Annotated in this window: 16 protein-coding genes; 9 read left to right on the top strand and 7 right to left on the bottom strand. The window is 59.3% G+C overall.

Going from position 1 to position 16815, the window contains the following annotated elements:
* The first annotated feature begins 10 nt into the window (after positions 1-10).
* Together cyoE and C1N84_RS14050 are read left to right on the top strand one after the other, a co-directional pair.
* Entirely contained in the window at positions 11-898 is an 888-nt protein-coding gene (gene cyoE / locus C1N84_RS14045; RefSeq protein WP_021507178.1) for a heme o synthase, read from the top strand.
* Positions 899-1101: 203 nt separating this feature from the next.
* Positions 1102-2466, top strand: a complete 1365-nt coding sequence (locus tag C1N84_RS14050) for an MFS transporter (protein WP_031279651.1) — start codon at positions 1102-1104, stop codon at positions 2464-2466.
* 56 nt (positions 2467-2522) lie between these two features.
* On the opposite strand, the gene adhP is transcribed toward C1N84_RS14050, so the two are convergent.
* From adhP to C1N84_RS14065, 3 genes are read right to left on the bottom strand one after another with little or no spacing between them, the layout of a single operon-like run.
* Positions 2523-3563, bottom strand: coding sequence for an alcohol dehydrogenase AdhP (adhP, locus tag C1N84_RS14055; protein WP_394541645.1), 1041 nt, complete (start codon positions 3561-3563; stop codon positions 2523-2525).
* 30 nt (positions 3564-3593) lie between these two features.
* Entirely contained in the window at positions 3594-5114 is a 1521-nt protein-coding gene (locus C1N84_RS14060) for an acetaldehyde dehydrogenase ExaC (protein ID WP_264441574.1), read from the bottom strand.
* 21 nt (positions 5115-5135) lie between these two features.
* Positions 5136-5267 (bottom strand): hypothetical protein, encoded by a 132-nt coding sequence (locus C1N84_RS14065; protein ID WP_394541646.1) that lies wholly within the window; start codon positions 5265-5267, stop codon positions 5136-5138.
* 109 nt (positions 5268-5376) lie between these two features.
* Between C1N84_RS14065 and C1N84_RS14070 the strand changes: the two genes are divergently transcribed.
* Entirely contained in the window at positions 5377-7143 is a 1767-nt protein-coding gene (locus tag C1N84_RS14070; RefSeq protein WP_264441575.1) for a sigma-54-dependent Fis family transcriptional regulator, read from the top strand.
* Here C1N84_RS14070 and C1N84_RS14075 read toward each other — a convergent pair.
* Positions 7140-7631: a YajQ family cyclic di-GMP-binding protein gene (locus tag C1N84_RS14075; RefSeq protein ID WP_021507173.1), complete on the bottom strand. Its 492-nt coding sequence runs from the start codon at positions 7629-7631 to the stop codon at positions 7140-7142. The genes C1N84_RS14070 and C1N84_RS14075 overlap by 4 nt on opposite strands.
* Positions 7632-7758: 127 nt before the next feature.
* Between C1N84_RS14075 and panE the strand changes: the two genes are divergently transcribed.
* Both panE and yajL read left to right on the top strand, forming a co-directional pair.
* The gene (panE, locus tag C1N84_RS14080) at positions 7759-8679 is read left to right on the top strand and encodes a 2-dehydropantoate 2-reductase (RefSeq protein WP_127833751.1); all 921 of its coding nucleotides are present in this window, start codon (positions 7759-7761) and stop codon (positions 8677-8679) included.
* Positions 8633-9244, top strand: a complete 612-nt coding sequence (yajL, locus tag C1N84_RS14085) for a protein deglycase YajL (RefSeq protein WP_058781215.1) — start codon at positions 8633-8635, stop codon at positions 9242-9244. Before panE ends, yajL begins: the two co-directional genes overlap by 47 nt.
* A 141-nt stretch (positions 9245-9385) precedes the next feature.
* Here yajL and thiI read toward each other — a convergent pair whose 3' ends face one another.
* The gene (gene thiI / locus C1N84_RS14090) at positions 9386-10834 is read right to left on the bottom strand and encodes a tRNA uracil 4-sulfurtransferase ThiI (protein WP_021507170.1); all 1449 of its coding nucleotides are present in this window, start codon (positions 10832-10834) and stop codon (positions 9386-9388) included.
* Between the two features lie 234 nt (positions 10835-11068).
* On the opposite strand from thiI, the gene xseB reads away from it, so the two are divergent.
* From xseB to C1N84_RS14110, 4 genes are all read left to right on the top strand, one after another.
* The gene (xseB, locus tag C1N84_RS14095) at positions 11069-11311 is read left to right on the top strand and encodes an exodeoxyribonuclease VII small subunit (protein WP_058757966.1); all 243 of its coding nucleotides are present in this window, start codon (positions 11069-11071) and stop codon (positions 11309-11311) included.
* Positions 11311-12210 carry a (2E,6E)-farnesyl diphosphate synthase gene (gene ispA, locus C1N84_RS14100; RefSeq protein WP_021507168.1) on the top strand — a complete coding sequence of 300 codons (900 nt, stop codon included), beginning with the start codon at positions 11311-11313 and terminating at the stop codon, positions 12208-12210. Before xseB ends, ispA begins: the two co-directional genes overlap by 1 nt.
* 19 nt (positions 12211-12229) lie before the next feature.
* Positions 12230-14095 (top strand): 1-deoxy-D-xylulose-5-phosphate synthase, encoded by a 1866-nt coding sequence (gene dxs / locus C1N84_RS14105; RefSeq protein ID WP_058775224.1) that lies wholly within the window; start codon positions 12230-12232, stop codon positions 14093-14095.
* 67 nt (positions 14096-14162) lie between these two features.
* Positions 14163-15137, top strand: coding sequence for an aldo/keto reductase (locus C1N84_RS14110; RefSeq protein ID WP_264441576.1), 975 nt, complete (start codon positions 14163-14165; stop codon positions 15135-15137).
* Between the two features lie 183 nt (positions 15138-15320).
* Here C1N84_RS14110 and pgpA read toward each other — a convergent pair whose 3' ends face one another.
* Both pgpA and thiL read right to left on the bottom strand, forming a co-directional pair.
* Complete coding sequence (gene pgpA / locus C1N84_RS14115; RefSeq protein WP_370586268.1) at positions 15321-15773, bottom strand: phosphatidylglycerophosphatase A; 453 nt, start codon at positions 15771-15773, stop codon at positions 15321-15323.
* 25 nt (positions 15774-15798) lie between these two features.
* Positions 15799-16776: a thiamine-phosphate kinase gene (thiL, locus tag C1N84_RS14120; protein ID WP_021507164.1), complete on the bottom strand. Its 978-nt coding sequence runs from the start codon at positions 16774-16776 to the stop codon at positions 15799-15801.
* Between the last annotated feature and the right edge of the window lie 39 nt (positions 16777-16815).

Raw genomic sequence — 16815 nt, forward strand, 5'->3', positions numbered from 1 at the left:
GTCACGCGTAATGATTAAGCAATACCTGCAAGTAACAAAACCAGGAATTATTTTCGGCAATTTAATTTCTGTGATCGGTGGATTCCTGCTGGCTTCAAAAGGCAGCATTGATTACCCCCTGTTTCTCGTCGCTTTGGTGGGCGTTTCGCTGGTGGTCGCATCCGGTTGTGTATTCAACAATGTGATTGACCGCGACATCGACATCAAAATGGAGAGAACGCGGAACCGTGTTCTGGTCAAAGGCCTGATCTCGGCGAAAGTAAGCCTGGTTTATGCAACCGCATTGGGTATTGCTGGCTTTGCGTTGCTGTATTTTGGCGCTAACCCGCTGGCCATGTGGCTGGCGGTGATGGGCTTCGTCGTCTATGTCGGCATTTACAGCCTCTACATGAAGCGTCATTCGGTCTATGGCACGCTGATTGGCAGCCTCTCTGGCGCCGCGCCGCCAGTGATTGGCTACTGCGCGGTGACCAACCAGTTTGATGCCGGCGCGTTAATCTTACTGGCTATCTTTAGCCTGTGGCAGATGCCGCACTCCTACGCGATTGCCATCTTCCGCTTCAAAGATTATCAGGCCGCCAATATTCCGGTTCTGCCGGTGGTGAAAGGCATCTCCGTGGCGAAAAATCATATTACGCTGTACATCCTGGCGTTCATGATTGCCACGCTGATGCTGTCGCTGGGCGGTTATGCTGGCTACAAATATCTGGTGGTGGCTGCCGCCGTCAGCGTGTGGTGGCTGGGTATGGCACTGTCAGGTTACAAAACCTCAAACGATAAGGTTTGGGCGCGTAAACTGTTCGTGTTCTCCATTGTCGCCATCACTGCGCTGAGCGTGATGATGTCGGTGGACTTTATGGCCCCGGCCTCTAAGGACCTGCTGACTTACGTCTGGTAAGTCAGACCGTTACTCCGGACAAGGGCGCGAATTTCGCGCCCTTTCTTTTTGTTACCACTGCTTAAAAACAATTGTTTTACCCGCCCTGCCCTGCTTCCTAAAATAAGCGCTGCATGTCCCGGTGAGCCGGGTCGCAGATAAGGGCGCGCAACCTGTGCCGCTGCAACCTGAAGTCCCAGGGGCATAAACTTACAGAGGTTGGAATGAACGATAATAGAATGACACCAGTTGAGCTTCGGGCAACATGGGGTTTAGGCACAGTTTTTTCCCTGCGCATGCTGGGAATGTTTATGGTCCTGCCGGTACTGACCACTTACGGTATGGCTTTACAGGGCGCCAGCGAAACGTTGATCGGTCTGGCAATTGGTATTTATGGTCTGGCGCAGGCCGTGTTTCAGATCCCCTTTGGTCTGCTGTCCGACCGTATCGGCCGCAAGCCGCTGATTGTCGGTGGCCTGCTGCTGTTTGTGCTCGGTAGCCTTATTGCCGCCACCAGCACCTCCATCTGGGGCATTATCCTTGGTCGCGCGCTGCAGGGCTCCGGTGCCATTGCCGCGGCGGTGATGGCGCTGCTGTCAGACCTGACCCGTGAACAGAACCGCACCAAAGCGATGGCGTTTATCGGCATCAGCTTCGGCGTCACCTTTGCGATTGCCATGGTGGTCGGCCCGATTGTCACGCACGCGCTGGGTCTGCACGCGCTGTTCTGGATGATTGCCCTGCTCGCCAGCCTGGGTATCGTGATCACCCTGCTGGTAGTGCCCAATGCGCCGGGCCACGTATTGAACCGCGAATCCGGCATGGTCAAAGGCAGCATTCGCGCAGTGCTGGCCAATCCCAAATTGCTGAAGCTGAATATCGGCATTCTCTGTCTGCACATTTTACTGATGTCGAGCTTCGTCGCGCTGCCGGGCCAGTTTGAACAGGCGGGCTTCCCGGCGGCTGAACACTGGAAAGTGTATCTGGTGACCATGCTGGTGGCGTTTGTCGCCGTGGTGCCGTTTATTATCTATGCCGAGGTAAAACGCCGCATGAAGCGGGTGTTTGTCGGCTGCGTGGCGCTGATCATCATCGCGGAAATTGTGCTGTGGGGCGCCGCAGGCCACTTCTGGACGCTGGTGATTGGCGTGCAGCTGTTTTTCCTTGCCTTTAACCTGATGGAAGCGATTCTGCCGTCGCTGATCAGCAAAGAGTCGCCGGCGGGCTACAAAGGCACGGCCATGGGGATTTATTCCACCAGCCAGTTTATTGGCGTCGCGATTGGCGGTAGCCTGGGCGGCTGGATTTTCGGCCACTTCGATGCGCAAACGGTGTTTCTGGTCGGCGCGATAGTGGCTGCTGCATGGCTGTTTGTCGCCATGTCGATGCAGGAGCCGCCGTACGTCAGCAGCCTGCGCCTGGTGCTGAGTGATGCGGTGCTGGCAGTACCGAATCTGGAGAAGCGGCTGCGCGCGCAGCCCGGCGTGGCGTCAGTGTTTATCGTGCCGGAAGAGAAAAGTGCCTACATTAAAATTGACAGCAAAGTGACGAGCCGCGTGGAGCTGGAGGCGCTGCTCGCCAGCAGTTAATGACTTAGCCACAGCGGACCGCGATGATCTGGCTCCACGCGGTCCGCTCAGCGTCACTACAGCGACATATCCACCACAATACGCCCTTCAATTTTGCCGGCGTGCATGCGCGCAAAGATATCGTTGATATTAGTCAGCGGCTCAACCGCGACATTCGCTTTCACCTTATGGCGACCGGCAAAATCCAGCGCCTCCTGCAGATCTTTACGCGTACCGACAATCGAGCCGCGCACCGTAATGCCATCCAGTACCATGTCGAAGATCGAGAGATCGAATTTCCCCGGCGGCAGGCCGTTAAGCACCATGGTACCGCCGCGACGCAGCGCGCCGATCGCCTGTTCAAACGCTTTTGGCGAGACCGCCGTTACCAGCACGCCGTGCGCACCGCCAAAGCTCTCCTGAAACACCTTCGCCGGATCGACCTGCTTCGCATTGGCAACCACGCTGGCACCGAGCCGTTTGGCAAATGCCAGCTTATCGTCGTCGATATCGACCGCCGCCACGTTGAGCCCCATCGCCACCGCATACTGAATAGCCATGTGCCCCAGCCCGCCGATGCCGGAAACCACCACCCAGTCACCCGGTTTGGTATCGGTCATCTTCAGGCCTTTGTAAACCGTTACGCCAGCACATAAAATCGGTGCCACTTCATTAAACTCAACGTTATCCGGAATGATGCCGACGTAGTTGGCATCCGCCAGGCAGTACTCGGCAAAGCTGCCGTTGACCGAATAGCCGGCATTCTGCTGCGACAGACACAGCGTCTCCCAGCTGTCGAGGCAGTGCTCGCAGTGGCCACACGCCGAATAGAGCCAAGGCACCCCGACGCGATCGCCCAGTTTGAGATGCTTCACCCCTTCACCAATGGCCACCACCTGCCCGACACCTTCATGGCCGGGAATGAACGGCGGATTGGGCTTGATCGGCCAGTCGCCTTCGGCGGCGTGCAGGTCGGTGTGGCACACGCCGGTGGCGGCGATTTTCACCAGAATCTGTCCTGGCCCAACGGACGGCACCGGCACCTGCTCAATCACCAGCGGTTCACCAAACGCCTTCACAATCGCGGCTTTCATGGTGGTTTTGATTTGCATATTCATCTTTCACTCTCCATTTGAACGGATGCGGACTCAGAACAGCCCCAGTGGCGCTGTGCCATAGCTGACCAGCAGATTTTTGGTTTGCTGATAGGCGCTGAGCGCCATTTTGTGGGTTTCACGCCCGACGCCCGACTGCTTGTAGCCACCGAATGCCGCATGAGCGGGATAGATGTGATAGCAGTTGGTCCAGACGCGACCGGCTTTAATGCCGCGGCCCATGCGATACGCCAGATTGGTATCGCGCGTCCACACGCCCGCGCCCAGACCAAACTGGGTTTCATTGGCGATAGCGAGCGCCTCTGCCTCATCGTGGAATGTGGTGACGCCAATCACTGGCCCAAAAATCTCCTCCTGGAAACAGCGCATCTGGTTGCTGCCCTTGATCAGGGTGGGCTGGATGTAGAATCCGTTATCCAGCTCCGCGGCGATATGCGCACGCTCGCCCCCTGTCAGAATCTGACCGCCTTCTTCACGGGCGATGTTGATATAGGACAGGATTTTGTCGAATTGCTGGCGGGAAGCCTGAGCACCGATCATGGTGTCGGTATCGAGCGGATCGCCACGGCGAATGGTGGCAACCTTCGCCAGCACCCGCTCCATAAAGGGTTGGTAGATCGATTCATGAATCAACGCGCGCGATGGACAGGTACAGACTTCGCCCTGATTAAAGAAGCCCAGCACCAGCCCCTCGACCGCTTTCTCGATGAACGCCTCTTCACCCGACATCACATCCGCGAAGTAGATGTTAGGTGATTTGCCGCCCAGCTCGACGGTGCAGGGAATGATGTTCTCCGCCGCGCAGGCCATGATATGCCGCCCGACCGGCGTGGATCCGGTAAAGGCAATTTTAGCGATGCGCTTGCTGGTGGCCAGCGCTTCGCCGGCTTCGCGGCCAAAGCCCTGCACCACATTCAGCACGCCCGGTGGGAACAGATCGCCAATCAGCTCCATCAGCAGCGTAATACCAAGCGGCGTCTGCTCAGCCGGTTTCAGCACCACGCAGTTACCGGCGGCCAGCGCCGGTGCCAGCTTCCACGCCGCCATGAGCAGCGGGAAATTCCACGGGATGATCTGTCCGACTACGCCGAGCGGCTCGTGGAAGTGATAGGCCACCGTGGTTTCGTCGATCTCGGCGGTGCTGCCCTCCTGCGCGCGCAGGCAGCCGGCAAAGTAGCGAAAATGGTCGACCGCCAGCGGCAGATCGGCGTTGAGCGTCTCGCGAATCGGTTTACCGTTATCCCAGCTCTCCGCTACCGCCAGCTTCTCAAGACTGGCTTCCATGCGATCGGCCACCTGCAGCAGCAGGTTGGCGCGCTGCTGTACGCTGGTTTTGCCCCACTCATCGGCGGCCTGATGCGCCGCATCCAGCGCCAGATCGATATCGCGCGCGTCGGATCGCGGGAACCGGGCAATATCGCTGCCGTCTACCGGCGAGGTGTTCATAAAGTACTGGCCGCTCAGCGGATCGGTGAAGTTGCCGGCGATATAGTTGCCGTAGGTCGCCTGGAAAGAGACCAGCGCGCCGGGCGTGCCGGGATGTGCATAACGCATCGCAAACTCCTTATTATCAGGTCAGAGGGTCTGAACAGGCAGCGCAACTGCCTGTGTTGGTGATTGCAGCACGCGTGCCAGTTTTTTCTCATCAGGCGAAAAAGCGATAAATGATTTATTTATCAATAAAATAAAATCATGCCCCGCCAGCAAACCCGTCAGTCCTCCAGGACAAACGCGGTATCTGTGTTGCGTATCGCAACAGTGCAGAAACCCGAACGCTACAATGTTGCAACACTTACACGCCGTTCTGAGGTCACTCATGCAGGGAAATTCAGCCGCGTCTGCCGTGCACGCCAACCCGCTGTTAAGCGACTCCTGGTTCCGCAGCCAGCTGTATGGATTAGAGCGCAGCGCCGACGATTTCCCGCGCGTGCGTCAGGGCGAGCTGGCCGATGTGCTGGCCAGCAACGCCGGGCTGCAGCAGTTTGCGCAGCCGGTCATCCGCCAGCTGGCGCAGCAGATGGCGGAGACGCAGTCGGTGGTGATCCTGTCCGATGCCAGCGGGCTGGTGCTGAACACCTTTGGCGATATGCAGGCGCTGGAGAAAGCCCAGCGCTTTGCCCTGGCACCCGGTAATCTGTGGAGTGAATGCGGACGCGGCACCAATGCGATTGGCACCGCGCTGGCGATTGATGACGGCTGTGAAATTGATGGCCAGCAGCATTTCCTGACGCGCAATCAGGGTCTGTACTGCGCCGCGATGCCGTTGCAGATGCCCAACGGCCAGATAGCCGGCGTGCTGGATATCTCGGGTCCGGCACACTTTCCGCATCCGCATACCCTGAACCGGGTGAAAGCAGCGGCAAAGCAGATCGAGTACCTGTGGGTGAAGCAGAGCCTGCATCCGCAGCAGTGGCTGCTCAGTCTGCATCCGCAGCCGCAGGGCATCGACACCAGTGATGAACTGCTGCTGGTATTCTCTGACAATGTGCTGACCGCAGCCAACCGGCTGGCGATGCGCGAACTGGCTCTCAGCGCCGACCGCTTTGCCAGCCTGACGTTTCAGCAGCTGTTTCCGCAACTGCAGCAGCAGGCCAACAGCGTTCCCGCCGCGGTCGACATTGGCACGCAGCGCTACTGGTTCCGCCTGCGCGCGCCGCAGCGCAGCCACGTCAGCGTGCCGGACAGTCGCACGCATGACCTGCCGCGCGTGCTGGGAGCTGACGGCGCAAAAATGCTGCGGTTGCTGGATGCCGGCGTTTCGCTGTGCATTTATGGTGAAACCGGCAGCGGCAAGGAGTATGTCAGCCGCGCGCTGCACCAGCAAAGCCGCTGGCGCACGGGCAAGTTTGTCGCCATCAACTGTGCCGCCATCCCCGAAGCACTGATTGAATCCGAACTGTTTGGCTACCAGCCCGGCGCATTTACCGGCGCCAGTAAAAATGGCTACATCGGCAAAATTCGCGAAGCGGATGGCGGCGTGCTGTTTCTGGATGAAATCGGTGATATGCCGCTGACGCTGCAGACCCGTTTGCTGCGCGTGCTGCAGGAAAAAGAGGTGGCGCCACTCGGCTCCAGTCGCAGCTGGCCGGTGAATTTTGCCGTGATTTGCGCCACGCATCGCGATCTGGCCCAGCGCGTGGCCGCCGGCGAATTTCGTGAAGATTTGCTCTATCGTCTGCAGGAGTTCGCCCTGACCCTTCCGCCACTGCGCGCCTGGCCGAACGTCGCCGGGTTTATCCGCGATTTATGGCAGGAGCTGGGGGCCGCGCAGCGTGGCGTACAGCTGTCTCCGACACTGCTGACGGCGCTGGCGCAGCAGCCGTGGCCGGGCAATGTGCGCCAGCTACGCAGTCTGCTGCGCGTGCTGCTGGCGCTCGCCGATGAGGGCGAAACGCTGACGGAAAGTCACTTGCCGGCAGAGTATCGCCACCCACCAGCCCCGCCGCTGCGCGAACGCCACGATGAACAGCTGATCAGTGAAACGCTGCAGCGCTATGACGGCAATATCAGTAAAGCGGCGCAGGCGCTGGGGGTCGCGCGCAGCACGCTGTATCGTCGTGCGGCGCGCGACAGAGGGGATTAATCGCGGAAGTTTTTGAACTGGAACGGCTGACCCAGGTTGCCACCGCGCACCAGCGCCATCGCCCCCTGCAGATCGTCGCGGGATTTACCGGTGACGCGCAGCTCTTCACCCTGAATCTGCGTCTGCACTTTCAGTTTGCTGTCTTTGATCAGCTTAACGATTTTCTTCGCGACATCGCTTTCGATGCCTTTTTTCAGCTTCGCTTCAACGCTCCAGCTTTTACCGCTGTGCACAATCTCTTCCGGTACTTCAATCGCCGCGCCTTCAATGCCGCGCTTCAGCAGCTTTTCACGCAGAATATCCACCAGCTGCTTCACCTGAAAATCCGATTCGCTGGTGACTTTGATGGTCTCATTCTTTTCGTTGAGCTCAAAGCTGGCGCTCACGTTGCGGAAATCGAAACGGGTTGAGATCTCACGGTTGGCATTCTCCACCGCATTACGCACTTCCGGCAGTTCGACTTCGGAAACGATATCGAAAGATGGCATCTTTTCTTCTCCTGATACTAAAGTGACATGCATAATACGCGTCTTGTCGCGCTAATAAAACACGCGACGCGGAAAGCTATAATTAAGGGTGTGACACCCATTCACCCACCCGCCAGCGGGAGGCATAATGAAAATTACCGTGTTGGGTTGCGGCGCCCTGGGGCAAATCTGGCTCGCGGCCCTTGCACGCCAGGGACATGACGTTCAGGGCTGGCTGCGCGTACCGCAGCCGTACTGTTCGGTCAACGTGGTCGATCCGCAGGGCCACGTCAGCAATCACACCTTCATCGCTAACGATCCGCTGTTTCTGGCCGAAAGCCAGCTGCTACTGGTGACACTGAAAGCGCCACAGGTTTCACCTGCGGTGAAAAACCTGCAAAGCGTGCTGCCGCGCCACGCGCCGATCCTGCTGCTGCACAACGGCATGGGTACCATCGAAGAGCTCAAAGAAGTGCAGCAGCCGCTGCTGCGCGGCATCACCACGCACGCGGCGATGCGCGACGGCACGGTGATCAAGCATGTCGCGCAGGGCATCACCCACATCGGACCTGCCAGCCGCGAAAGCGCGGCGCTGAGCGATATCGCCGATATTCTGCATCAGGCGCTGCCGGACGTGGCGTGGCACGATAACATCGCGTCCGCCAGCTGGCGCAAGCTGGCAGTTAACTGCGTGATCAACACGCTGACGGTTGAGCACAACTGCCAGAACGGCGCGCTGCGCGCCTGGCCGGAACAGATTAACCGGCTGTGCGAGGAGCTGGCCTGGGTGATGGAGCGCGAGGGCCAGCACATTGCGCTGGATAACCTGCGCGACATTATCTACGACGTCATCGACAGCACCGCCGCCAACGTCTCCTCAATGCTGCAGGATGTGCGTGCGCAGCGTCAGACTGAAATTGATTACATTACCGGCTACCTGCTGCGCCGCGCCCGCGCGCAGGGGATTGCGCTGCCGGAAAACACCCGCCTGTACGACCTGATTAAACGCAAGGAGTCCCAATATGAGCGCGAACGCATCAGTGCTGGTTTGCCTGGCCCATGGCAGTGAAGAGACCGAAGCAGTCACCACCATTGACCTGCTGGTCCGCGCCGGCCTGAAGGTGACCACCGCCAGCGTGGAGAGCGACGGCACGCGCGAGATTGTCTGCTCCCGCGGCGTACGCCTGCTGGCTGACGCACCGCTGGTTGAAGTGGCGGATAACGATTTTGCCGCCATCGTCCTGCCGGGCGGCCTCAAAGGCGCTGAAACCTTCCGCGACAGCCCGCTGCTGGTGGAGACGGTACGCCAGTGTCATCTGTCAGGCAAAATTGTCGCGGCGATCTGTGCCGCGCCGGGCACGGTACTGGTACCGCATGACCTGTTTCCGGTGGGCAATATGACCGGTTTTCCCGGCCTGAAGCACACCATTCCGGAGGAGAAATGGATGGAGCGCCGCGTGGTGTGGGATCCGCGCGTTAATCTGCTGACCAGCCAGGGGCCGGGCACGGCGATCGATTTTGCCCTGAAGCTGATTGATCTGCTGGTGGATAAAGAGCAAGCGCGTGAAGTCGCGTCACAGCTGGTGCTGGCGGCAGGGATTTATAATTATCAGGAATTTGAAGAGCGCGCGTAAAAAAGGTCGCCATCAATGGCGACCCCACGAGATCAGCGCACATTTTTATTCGTCGCGGTGGTTGCAGGATGCGCATTCCTGCGTACCGGGTTTTGCCCCTGCACCCGAAATCAGGCGCGCCAGGCTTAACACCCGCCGCGGTTACGGACGATACACCTTCACGTTCTTAAAGCCCTGCTCATGCAGATACAACGCCTGCAACCGGCTCATCACGCCGCGATCGCAGTACAGCAACCAGGTTCTGCTCTGATCGAGATCGCCGAACTGGGTGCTCAGCTTATAGAACGGCAGCGATTTCACTTCCACCCCGGTCAGCGCCAGCGGCTTGTCGTCCTGTTCATCAATCGAACGGATATCCAGCACCACATCGTTGCCGCTGAAGGACGCCACGGTTTCCACTTCCACCACTTCTTCTTCCGTCTGCTCCGCAATTTCACGGATATCGACGTTGCTGGCTTCCTGCACCACGCGCTGCAGAATGTCGAAATCGAAGTTCTGCTCTTCGGCTTCGATCTTCGCCTTCACCGCTTTCACCGTGGGGCTTTTCGAAATCACGCCGCAATACTCCGGCATGGTGCGGGCAAAGTCTTCGGTGCCGATCTGACGCGCAATATTGATGATGTGCTCTTTATCGTGCGAGATCAGCGGGCGCAGAATCAGCGTGTCGGACGCGTTATCAATCAAACGCAGGTTAGTCAGCGTCTGGCTGGAGACCTGGCCCAGCGCCTCACCGGTCACCAGCGCCTGCACGCCATAACGCTCAGCCACCATCGATGCCGCACGTACCATCATGCGCTTCAGCACCACGCCCATCTGGCCGTCATCAACTTTTTCCAGAATCTCGCCCACCACCGGCTCAAAATTGATGGCGACAAAACGCACGCGATGTGAACGGCCAAAACGCTGCCACAGATAGTGCGCCACCTGACGCACGCCGATTTCATGCGCCGCGCCGCCGAGGTTAAAGAAGCAGTAGTGCACGCGACAGCCGCGGCGCATCAGCATATAGCTGGAGACGCCGGAGTCAAAGCCGCCGGAAATCAGCGACAGCACATCTTCCTGGGTGCCGATCGGGAAGCCGCCCAGGCCTTCATAGCGGCCGGTAATCAGCAGCAGACGATCGTCTTCAATCTCCAGATTCACCGTCACATCCGGGTGATTCAGCTGCACGCGCGCGCTTTCAATGTGCTGATTGAGACCGCCGCCGACGTAGCGCTCCACATCCTGCGAGCTAAAGCTGTGCTTGCCGCGACGCTTTACGCGCACGCAGAAGCTCTTGCCTTCCAGCCGCTCGCGGTTGAGCGCCAGCGTCTGCTCGAAGATATCGTGCATGTCGGTATAGGCGCGGTCTTCGACCGCCAGCACATGGTGGATACCGGGAATGCGCGTCAGCTCTTCCGTGACGGTGGCACGCAGCGCTTCCTTCTTCGCGCGCACTTCGATGTGATCCCAGTGGCGCACCACGGCGATCTCTTCGTCGAGGGTGCGCAGGGTATTACGGATGTTACCGGTCAGAATTTTGATAAAGCGCAGGCGCACCGACTGACTTTTGATGGTGATTTCAGGGAAGAGCTTGATGATAAACTTCATGGCGACACAGCTTCGTTGGGCAAATAAGTGCTAAAATCATCAACACTTAGCTGGTAAAATCATATAATTGCGGGTTGGCATCAGCCACCGCATCCGAGGCGCGCAAGTATATCACCTTTGTCGGGTGACTGCTGTAAGCAACCTTCGCCGCATTGATTATTTTGCTAATCAATGCCCGTCGGCTACCATGACCGATTGCAACATAATGTCCCAACCTGTGAGTCGACACTGATTATGCCGAAAAAAGCCGAAGCGCCCGTGAGTTTTGAAAACGCACTGCAGCAGCTGGAACAGATTGTCAGCCGTCTGGAGAGTGGCGAACTGCCGCTGGAAGAGGCGCTGAATGAATTCGAGCGCGGCGTACAGCTGGCACGCAGCGGCCAGCAAACCCTGCAGGCGGCGGAACAGCGCGTGCAGATTCTGCTGAGCGACGACAAAGACGCCCCGCTCGCCCCTTTCACGCCGGAAAATGAGTAATGGATTTCGTGCAACTGCAGCGTGCCTACCATGAGCGCGTGAACCAGGCGTTGACGCGCTTAATAGATCCACTTCCTTTTCAGAGTTCTCCTCTGGTGAACGCCATGCAATATGGGGCACTATTGGGCGGTAAGCGCCTGCGCCCGTTTCTGGTGTATGCCACTGGCGAGATGCTGCGCGCCGAGGCGGCCAGCCTGGATGCCCCCGCCGCAGCGGTGGAGTGCATTCACGCTTACTCATTGATTCATGATGACCTGCCGGCGATGGACGACGATGCGTTACGTCGCGGGCAGCCAACCTGCCATATCAAATATGGCGAAGACACGGCGATTCTGGCCGGCGATGCCCTGCAAACTCTGGCGTTTACCATTCTTGCGGACCAGCCGATGCCCGGCGTAAGCCCGCAGGATCGCATTGCCATGATTTCCGAACTGGCGCAGGCCAGCGGCGTGGCCGGGATGTGCGGTGGCCAGGCGCTGGATTTAGCCGCCGAAGGCCAATCCGTGGACCTGAACCAGCTGGAGCAGATCCATCGCCACAAAACCGGCGCGCTGATCCGCGCCGCCGTGCGTCTCGGCGCCCTCACTGCGGGTGCAGCGGGCCGCGATGCGCTGCCGCAGCTGGATATCTACGCCAACGCCATCGGACTGGCGTTTCAGGTGCAGGATGACATCCTCGATGTGGTCGGCGATACCGCCGTTCTGGGCAAAACCCAGGGAGCCGATCAGGCGCTGGGGAAAAGCACTTACCCGGCGCTGCTGGGACTGGATAACGCGCGGGCCAAAGCGCAGGATCTCTATCGCGAAGCACTGGGCGCGCTGGAGGTGCTGGCGGCACAGTCGTATGACACGTCCGCTCTGCAGGCGCTGGCCAGCTTTATAATTGAACGCGATAAATAACTTATATAATGAGTCTCTGATGAGTTTTGATATTGCAAAATACCCGACACTGGCGTTAGCAGGCACGGTTCAGGAATTACGTTTACTGCCTAAAGAAAAACTTCCGGACCTGTGCGACGAGCTGCGTCAGTATCTGCTGGACAGCGTGAGCCGCTCGTCCGGCCACTTTGCTTCGGGTCTGGGCGTCGTCGAGCTGACCGTCGCGTTGCATTATGTGTACAACACCCCGTTTGATCATCTGGTGTGGGACGTCGGCCATCAGGCCTATCCGCACAAGATTCTGACCGGCCGCCGCGACCGTATCGGCACTATCCGCCAGAAAAATGGCCTGCACCCGTTCCCGTGGCGCGGCGAAAGCGAATATGACGTGCTGAGCGTGGGCCACTCGTCGACGTCCATCAGCGCCGGTCTCGGCATGGCCGTGGCCGCCGAACGCGAAGGCAAAGGTCGCCGTACCGCCTGTATCATTGGCGACGGCGCGATTACCGCGGGCATGGCGTTTGAAGCCATGAACCACGCCGGTGATATCAAGCCGGACATGCTGGTGATCCTCAACGACAACGAGATGTCGATCTCTGAGAACGTGGGCGCGCTGAACAATCGCCTGGCGCAGATTCTCTCGGGGAAAACCTATTCACGCCTGCGCGAAGGCGGCAAGCGCGTGCTGGGCGGCCTGCCGCCGATCAAAGAGCTGGTGAAGCGCACCGAAGAGCACCTGAAAGGCATGGTGGTGCCGGGCACGCTGTTTGAGGAGCTGGGCTTTAACTATATCGGTCCGGTCGATGGTCACGATGTACTGACGCTGGTCAGCACGCTGAAGAATATGCGCGATCTGAAAGGGCCGCAGTTCCTGCACATCATGACCAAAAAGGGCAAGGGCTACGCGCCGGCGGAAGAAGATCCGATAACCTGGCACGCGGTGCCAAAATTCGATCCGGCCAGCGGCTCGCTGCCGAAAAGCGCGCCGGGCCTGCCGAGCTACTCGAAAATTTTTGGTAACTGGCTGAGCGAGATGGCCGCCGACGATGCGCGGCTAATGGCCGTGACGCCGGCCATGCGCGAAGGCTCCGGCATGGTGAGCTACTCGCGTGATTATCCGCAGCAGTATTTTGACGTGGCGATCGCCGAGCAGCATGCGGTGACATTCGCCGCGGGCATGGCCATCGGCGGTTATAAGCCGGTGGTGGCGATTTACTCCACCTTCCTGCAGCGCGCCTACGATCAGGTGATTCACGACGTGGCAATTCAGCAATTGCCGGTACTGTTTGCTATCGATCGCGGCGGTATCGTGGGTGCCGACGGCCAGACGCACCAGGGGGCGTTTGATATCGCCTATCTGCGCTGCGTGCCGGGCATGGTGATCATGACGCCAAGCGATGAAAACGAGTGCCGGCAGATGCTTTACACCGGCTACCACTATCAGGATGGCCCGAGCGCGGTGCGCTATCCGCGCGGCACCGGCACCGGCGCCACGCTGGAACCGCTGGCCAGCCTGCCGCTTGGCAAAGGGGTCATCCGGCGTCGCGGCGAGCAGCTGGCCATCCTCAACTTTGGTACTCTGCTGCCGGAAGCGCAGGCCGCCGCCGAGGCGCTCAACGCCACGCTGGTCGACATGCGCTTTGTTAAGCCGCTGGATGAAGCCCTGATTAGCGAGCTGGCGGCCAGCCACGACGCACTGATTACGCTGGAAGAAGGCGCGATCAAAGGCGGTGCCGGCAGCGGCGTCAACGAATACGTGATGGCGAAACGCCTGCGCGTGCCGGTGCTTAACCTCGGCCTGCCGGATGAGTTTATTCCGCAGGGGACGCAGGAAGAAGTGCGTCAGGATTATCAGCTGGACGCCGCAGGCATCCAGCAGCAAATCGCCGCCTGGCTGGCGCAGTAACCGCCCTTCCCTGCTCCTGCTGCTATGCTTGAGGGTAAAACCCCACGCATAAGAGCAGGAGCCCTTCATGAAAACCGTTCGTTTAGGCCAGACCGATCTGCAGGTTTCACGTCTCTGTTTAGGCTGTATGACCTATGGCGATCCGCTGCGCGGTAATCACGCCTGGACGCTGCCGGAAGAGAGCAGCCGACCGCTGATTAAGCAGGCGCTGGACGTGGGCATCAACTTCTTCGACACCGCTAACAGCTACTCCGATGGCAGCAGTGAGGAGATCCTCGGCCGCGCGCTCAAAGATTATGCGCAGCGCGATCGGGTGGTGGTGGCGACCAAAGTCTACTTTCCGCTGAGCAACCTGTCGCAGGGGCTGTCGCGCACCAATATTCTGCAGTCGATTGATGACAGCCTGACGCGGCTTGGTATGGAGTATGTCGATCTGCTGCAGATTCATCGCTGGGATTACGCCACGCCGATTGAAGAGACGCTGGAAGCGCTCGATCAGGTAGTGCGGTCAGGCAAAGCGCGTTACATCGGGGCTTCCTCGATGCATGCCACACAGTTTGCGCAGGCGCTGCAGTTACAGCAGCAGCATGGCTGGGCGCGTTTTGTCAGTATGCAGGATCAGTACAACCTGATTCAGCGCGAAGAAGAGAAGGAGATGCATCCGCTGTGCCAGCGCGAAGGCATCGCGGTGCTGCCGTGGAGCCCGCTGGCGCGCGGTAAGCTGACGCGTCCGTGGGGAGAAACCACTGCGCGTTCGGTGTCGGATAACGTAATGGAAAAACTCTATACCGGCACCGAAGAGAATGACGCGGCCATTGCGCAACGACTGGCAACGGTGGCTGCGGACAAAGGCGTGACGCGCGCGCAGGTGGCGCTGGCATGGCTGCTGCATAAGCCGGTGGTTACCGCGCCGATTATTGGTGCCTCGCGCGAGCAGCAGTTTGCCGAGCTGGTGAAAGCCGTCGACGTGGAGCTGAGTTCAACCGATATCGCCGAGCTGGAGAGCGTCTACCAACCGCATCCGGTGGTGGGATTCGAGTAACGGTCCAGTCAGGTCGCCTTCAGGGCGACCTGATGTCACAGGCAGCGCATGCATGGCGACCTGCCTGTGGTCTACGTATTCATACGACCTGCCTGAGGGCTACGCATTCCTGGCGACCTGCTGTGGGCTACGCATTCATGGCAACGCTTTCTGTAGGGTGCGCATTCATGCGCACCTGGCGCATTAAAGCACCAGCCCCAACCCATACAAAATCGCCGCTGAAATGACCCCGGCGATAATGTCATCGACCATAATGCCCATGCCGCCGTGCACATTACGGTCGAACCAGCGAATCGGCCACGGCTTCCACATGTCGAAAATACGGAAAATCACAAAGCCGGCCAGCACCCATTGCCAGCTCATCGCCGGAATCGCCATCAGCGTAATCCACATGCCGATGAACTCATCCCACACGATGCTGCCATGGTCGTGCACGCCCATATCACGCGCGGTGCGGTGACACAGGTAGACACCCACGCTGATGCCAATCAGCACCAGCAGCGAATACAGCTGCAGCGGCAGCAACGTCATCAGCCACCAGAAGGGAATGGCGGCAATTGAACCGGCGGTGCCGGGCATAATCGGGCTCAGGCCGCTGCCAAAACCGGTCGCCAGCAGGTGCCACGGATTGGCCATGCGCAGACGGCTTTTAGCCACATCTTTATTTAGCGTCAAAGTGATCAAATCCCTTGTGATGGAAACTGCGCGGCTTGCCGTTCTCCAGCAGCGTCAGCCCTTCTGCTTCCGGCGCGATCTGGCCGATGCAGGTATACGCCACGCCAAGATGGCCCAGCGCCACATCCAGCGCACCACGATTGACTTCCGGCACGGTAAAGCACAGCTCATAATCTTCACCCCCGCTCAGCGCCCAGCGCAGCACCTGTTCCGGCTCGAAGTGATCGCGCAACGCAGCCGACAGCGGCAGCGCATCCAGATTGATGCGGGCACCGACGCGGCTGGCGGTGAGAATGTGGCCGAGATCGGAGATCAGGCCATCGGACAGATCGATGGCTGATGTCGCCAGATTGCGCAGCGCCTGGCCCTGCAGCACGCGCGGCATCGGGCGCAGATGACGCTTGATCAGCACTTCATGCACCGCCGGATCGTTCAGGCGATGATGGTGCTGCAGCAGCGACAGGCCGGCAGCGCTGTCGCCCAGCGTGCCGGTGACAAAAATCCAGTCACCCGGTTTGGCCCCGGCGCGCTTCAGCGCACGGCCGGCCGGCACCAGGCCATGAATGCCCAGCGTCAGGCTGAGCGGCCCGCGCGTGGTATCGCCGCCTATCAGCTGCATATCGTAATAATCCAGCAGCTCAAACAGGCTGTCGCTGAACGCCGCCAGCCACGGCTCATCCACTTCGGGCAGGGTTAACGCCAGCGTTAACCATGCCGGATCGGCGCCCATCGCCGCCAGGTCGCTCAGGTTAACCGCCAGCGCTTTGTAGCCGAGATCGGCCGGATGGATATCACGTAAGAAATGCACGCCCGCCACCAGCGTATCGGTGCTGATGGCCAGCGTCTGTTTTTCCGGCACGTTAAGTAACGCGCAGTCGTCACCAATTCCCTTCTCCACATCGCGGCGGGAGCTGGTGACGCGGTTAAAATAACGTGCGATCAGTTCGAATTCACCACAGGACATAAGTCAGGTCTCAATGAAAAAAGGCCGGTGAGCCGGCCT

The organism is Pantoea sp. SGAir0418 (genome assembly GCF_043529865.1).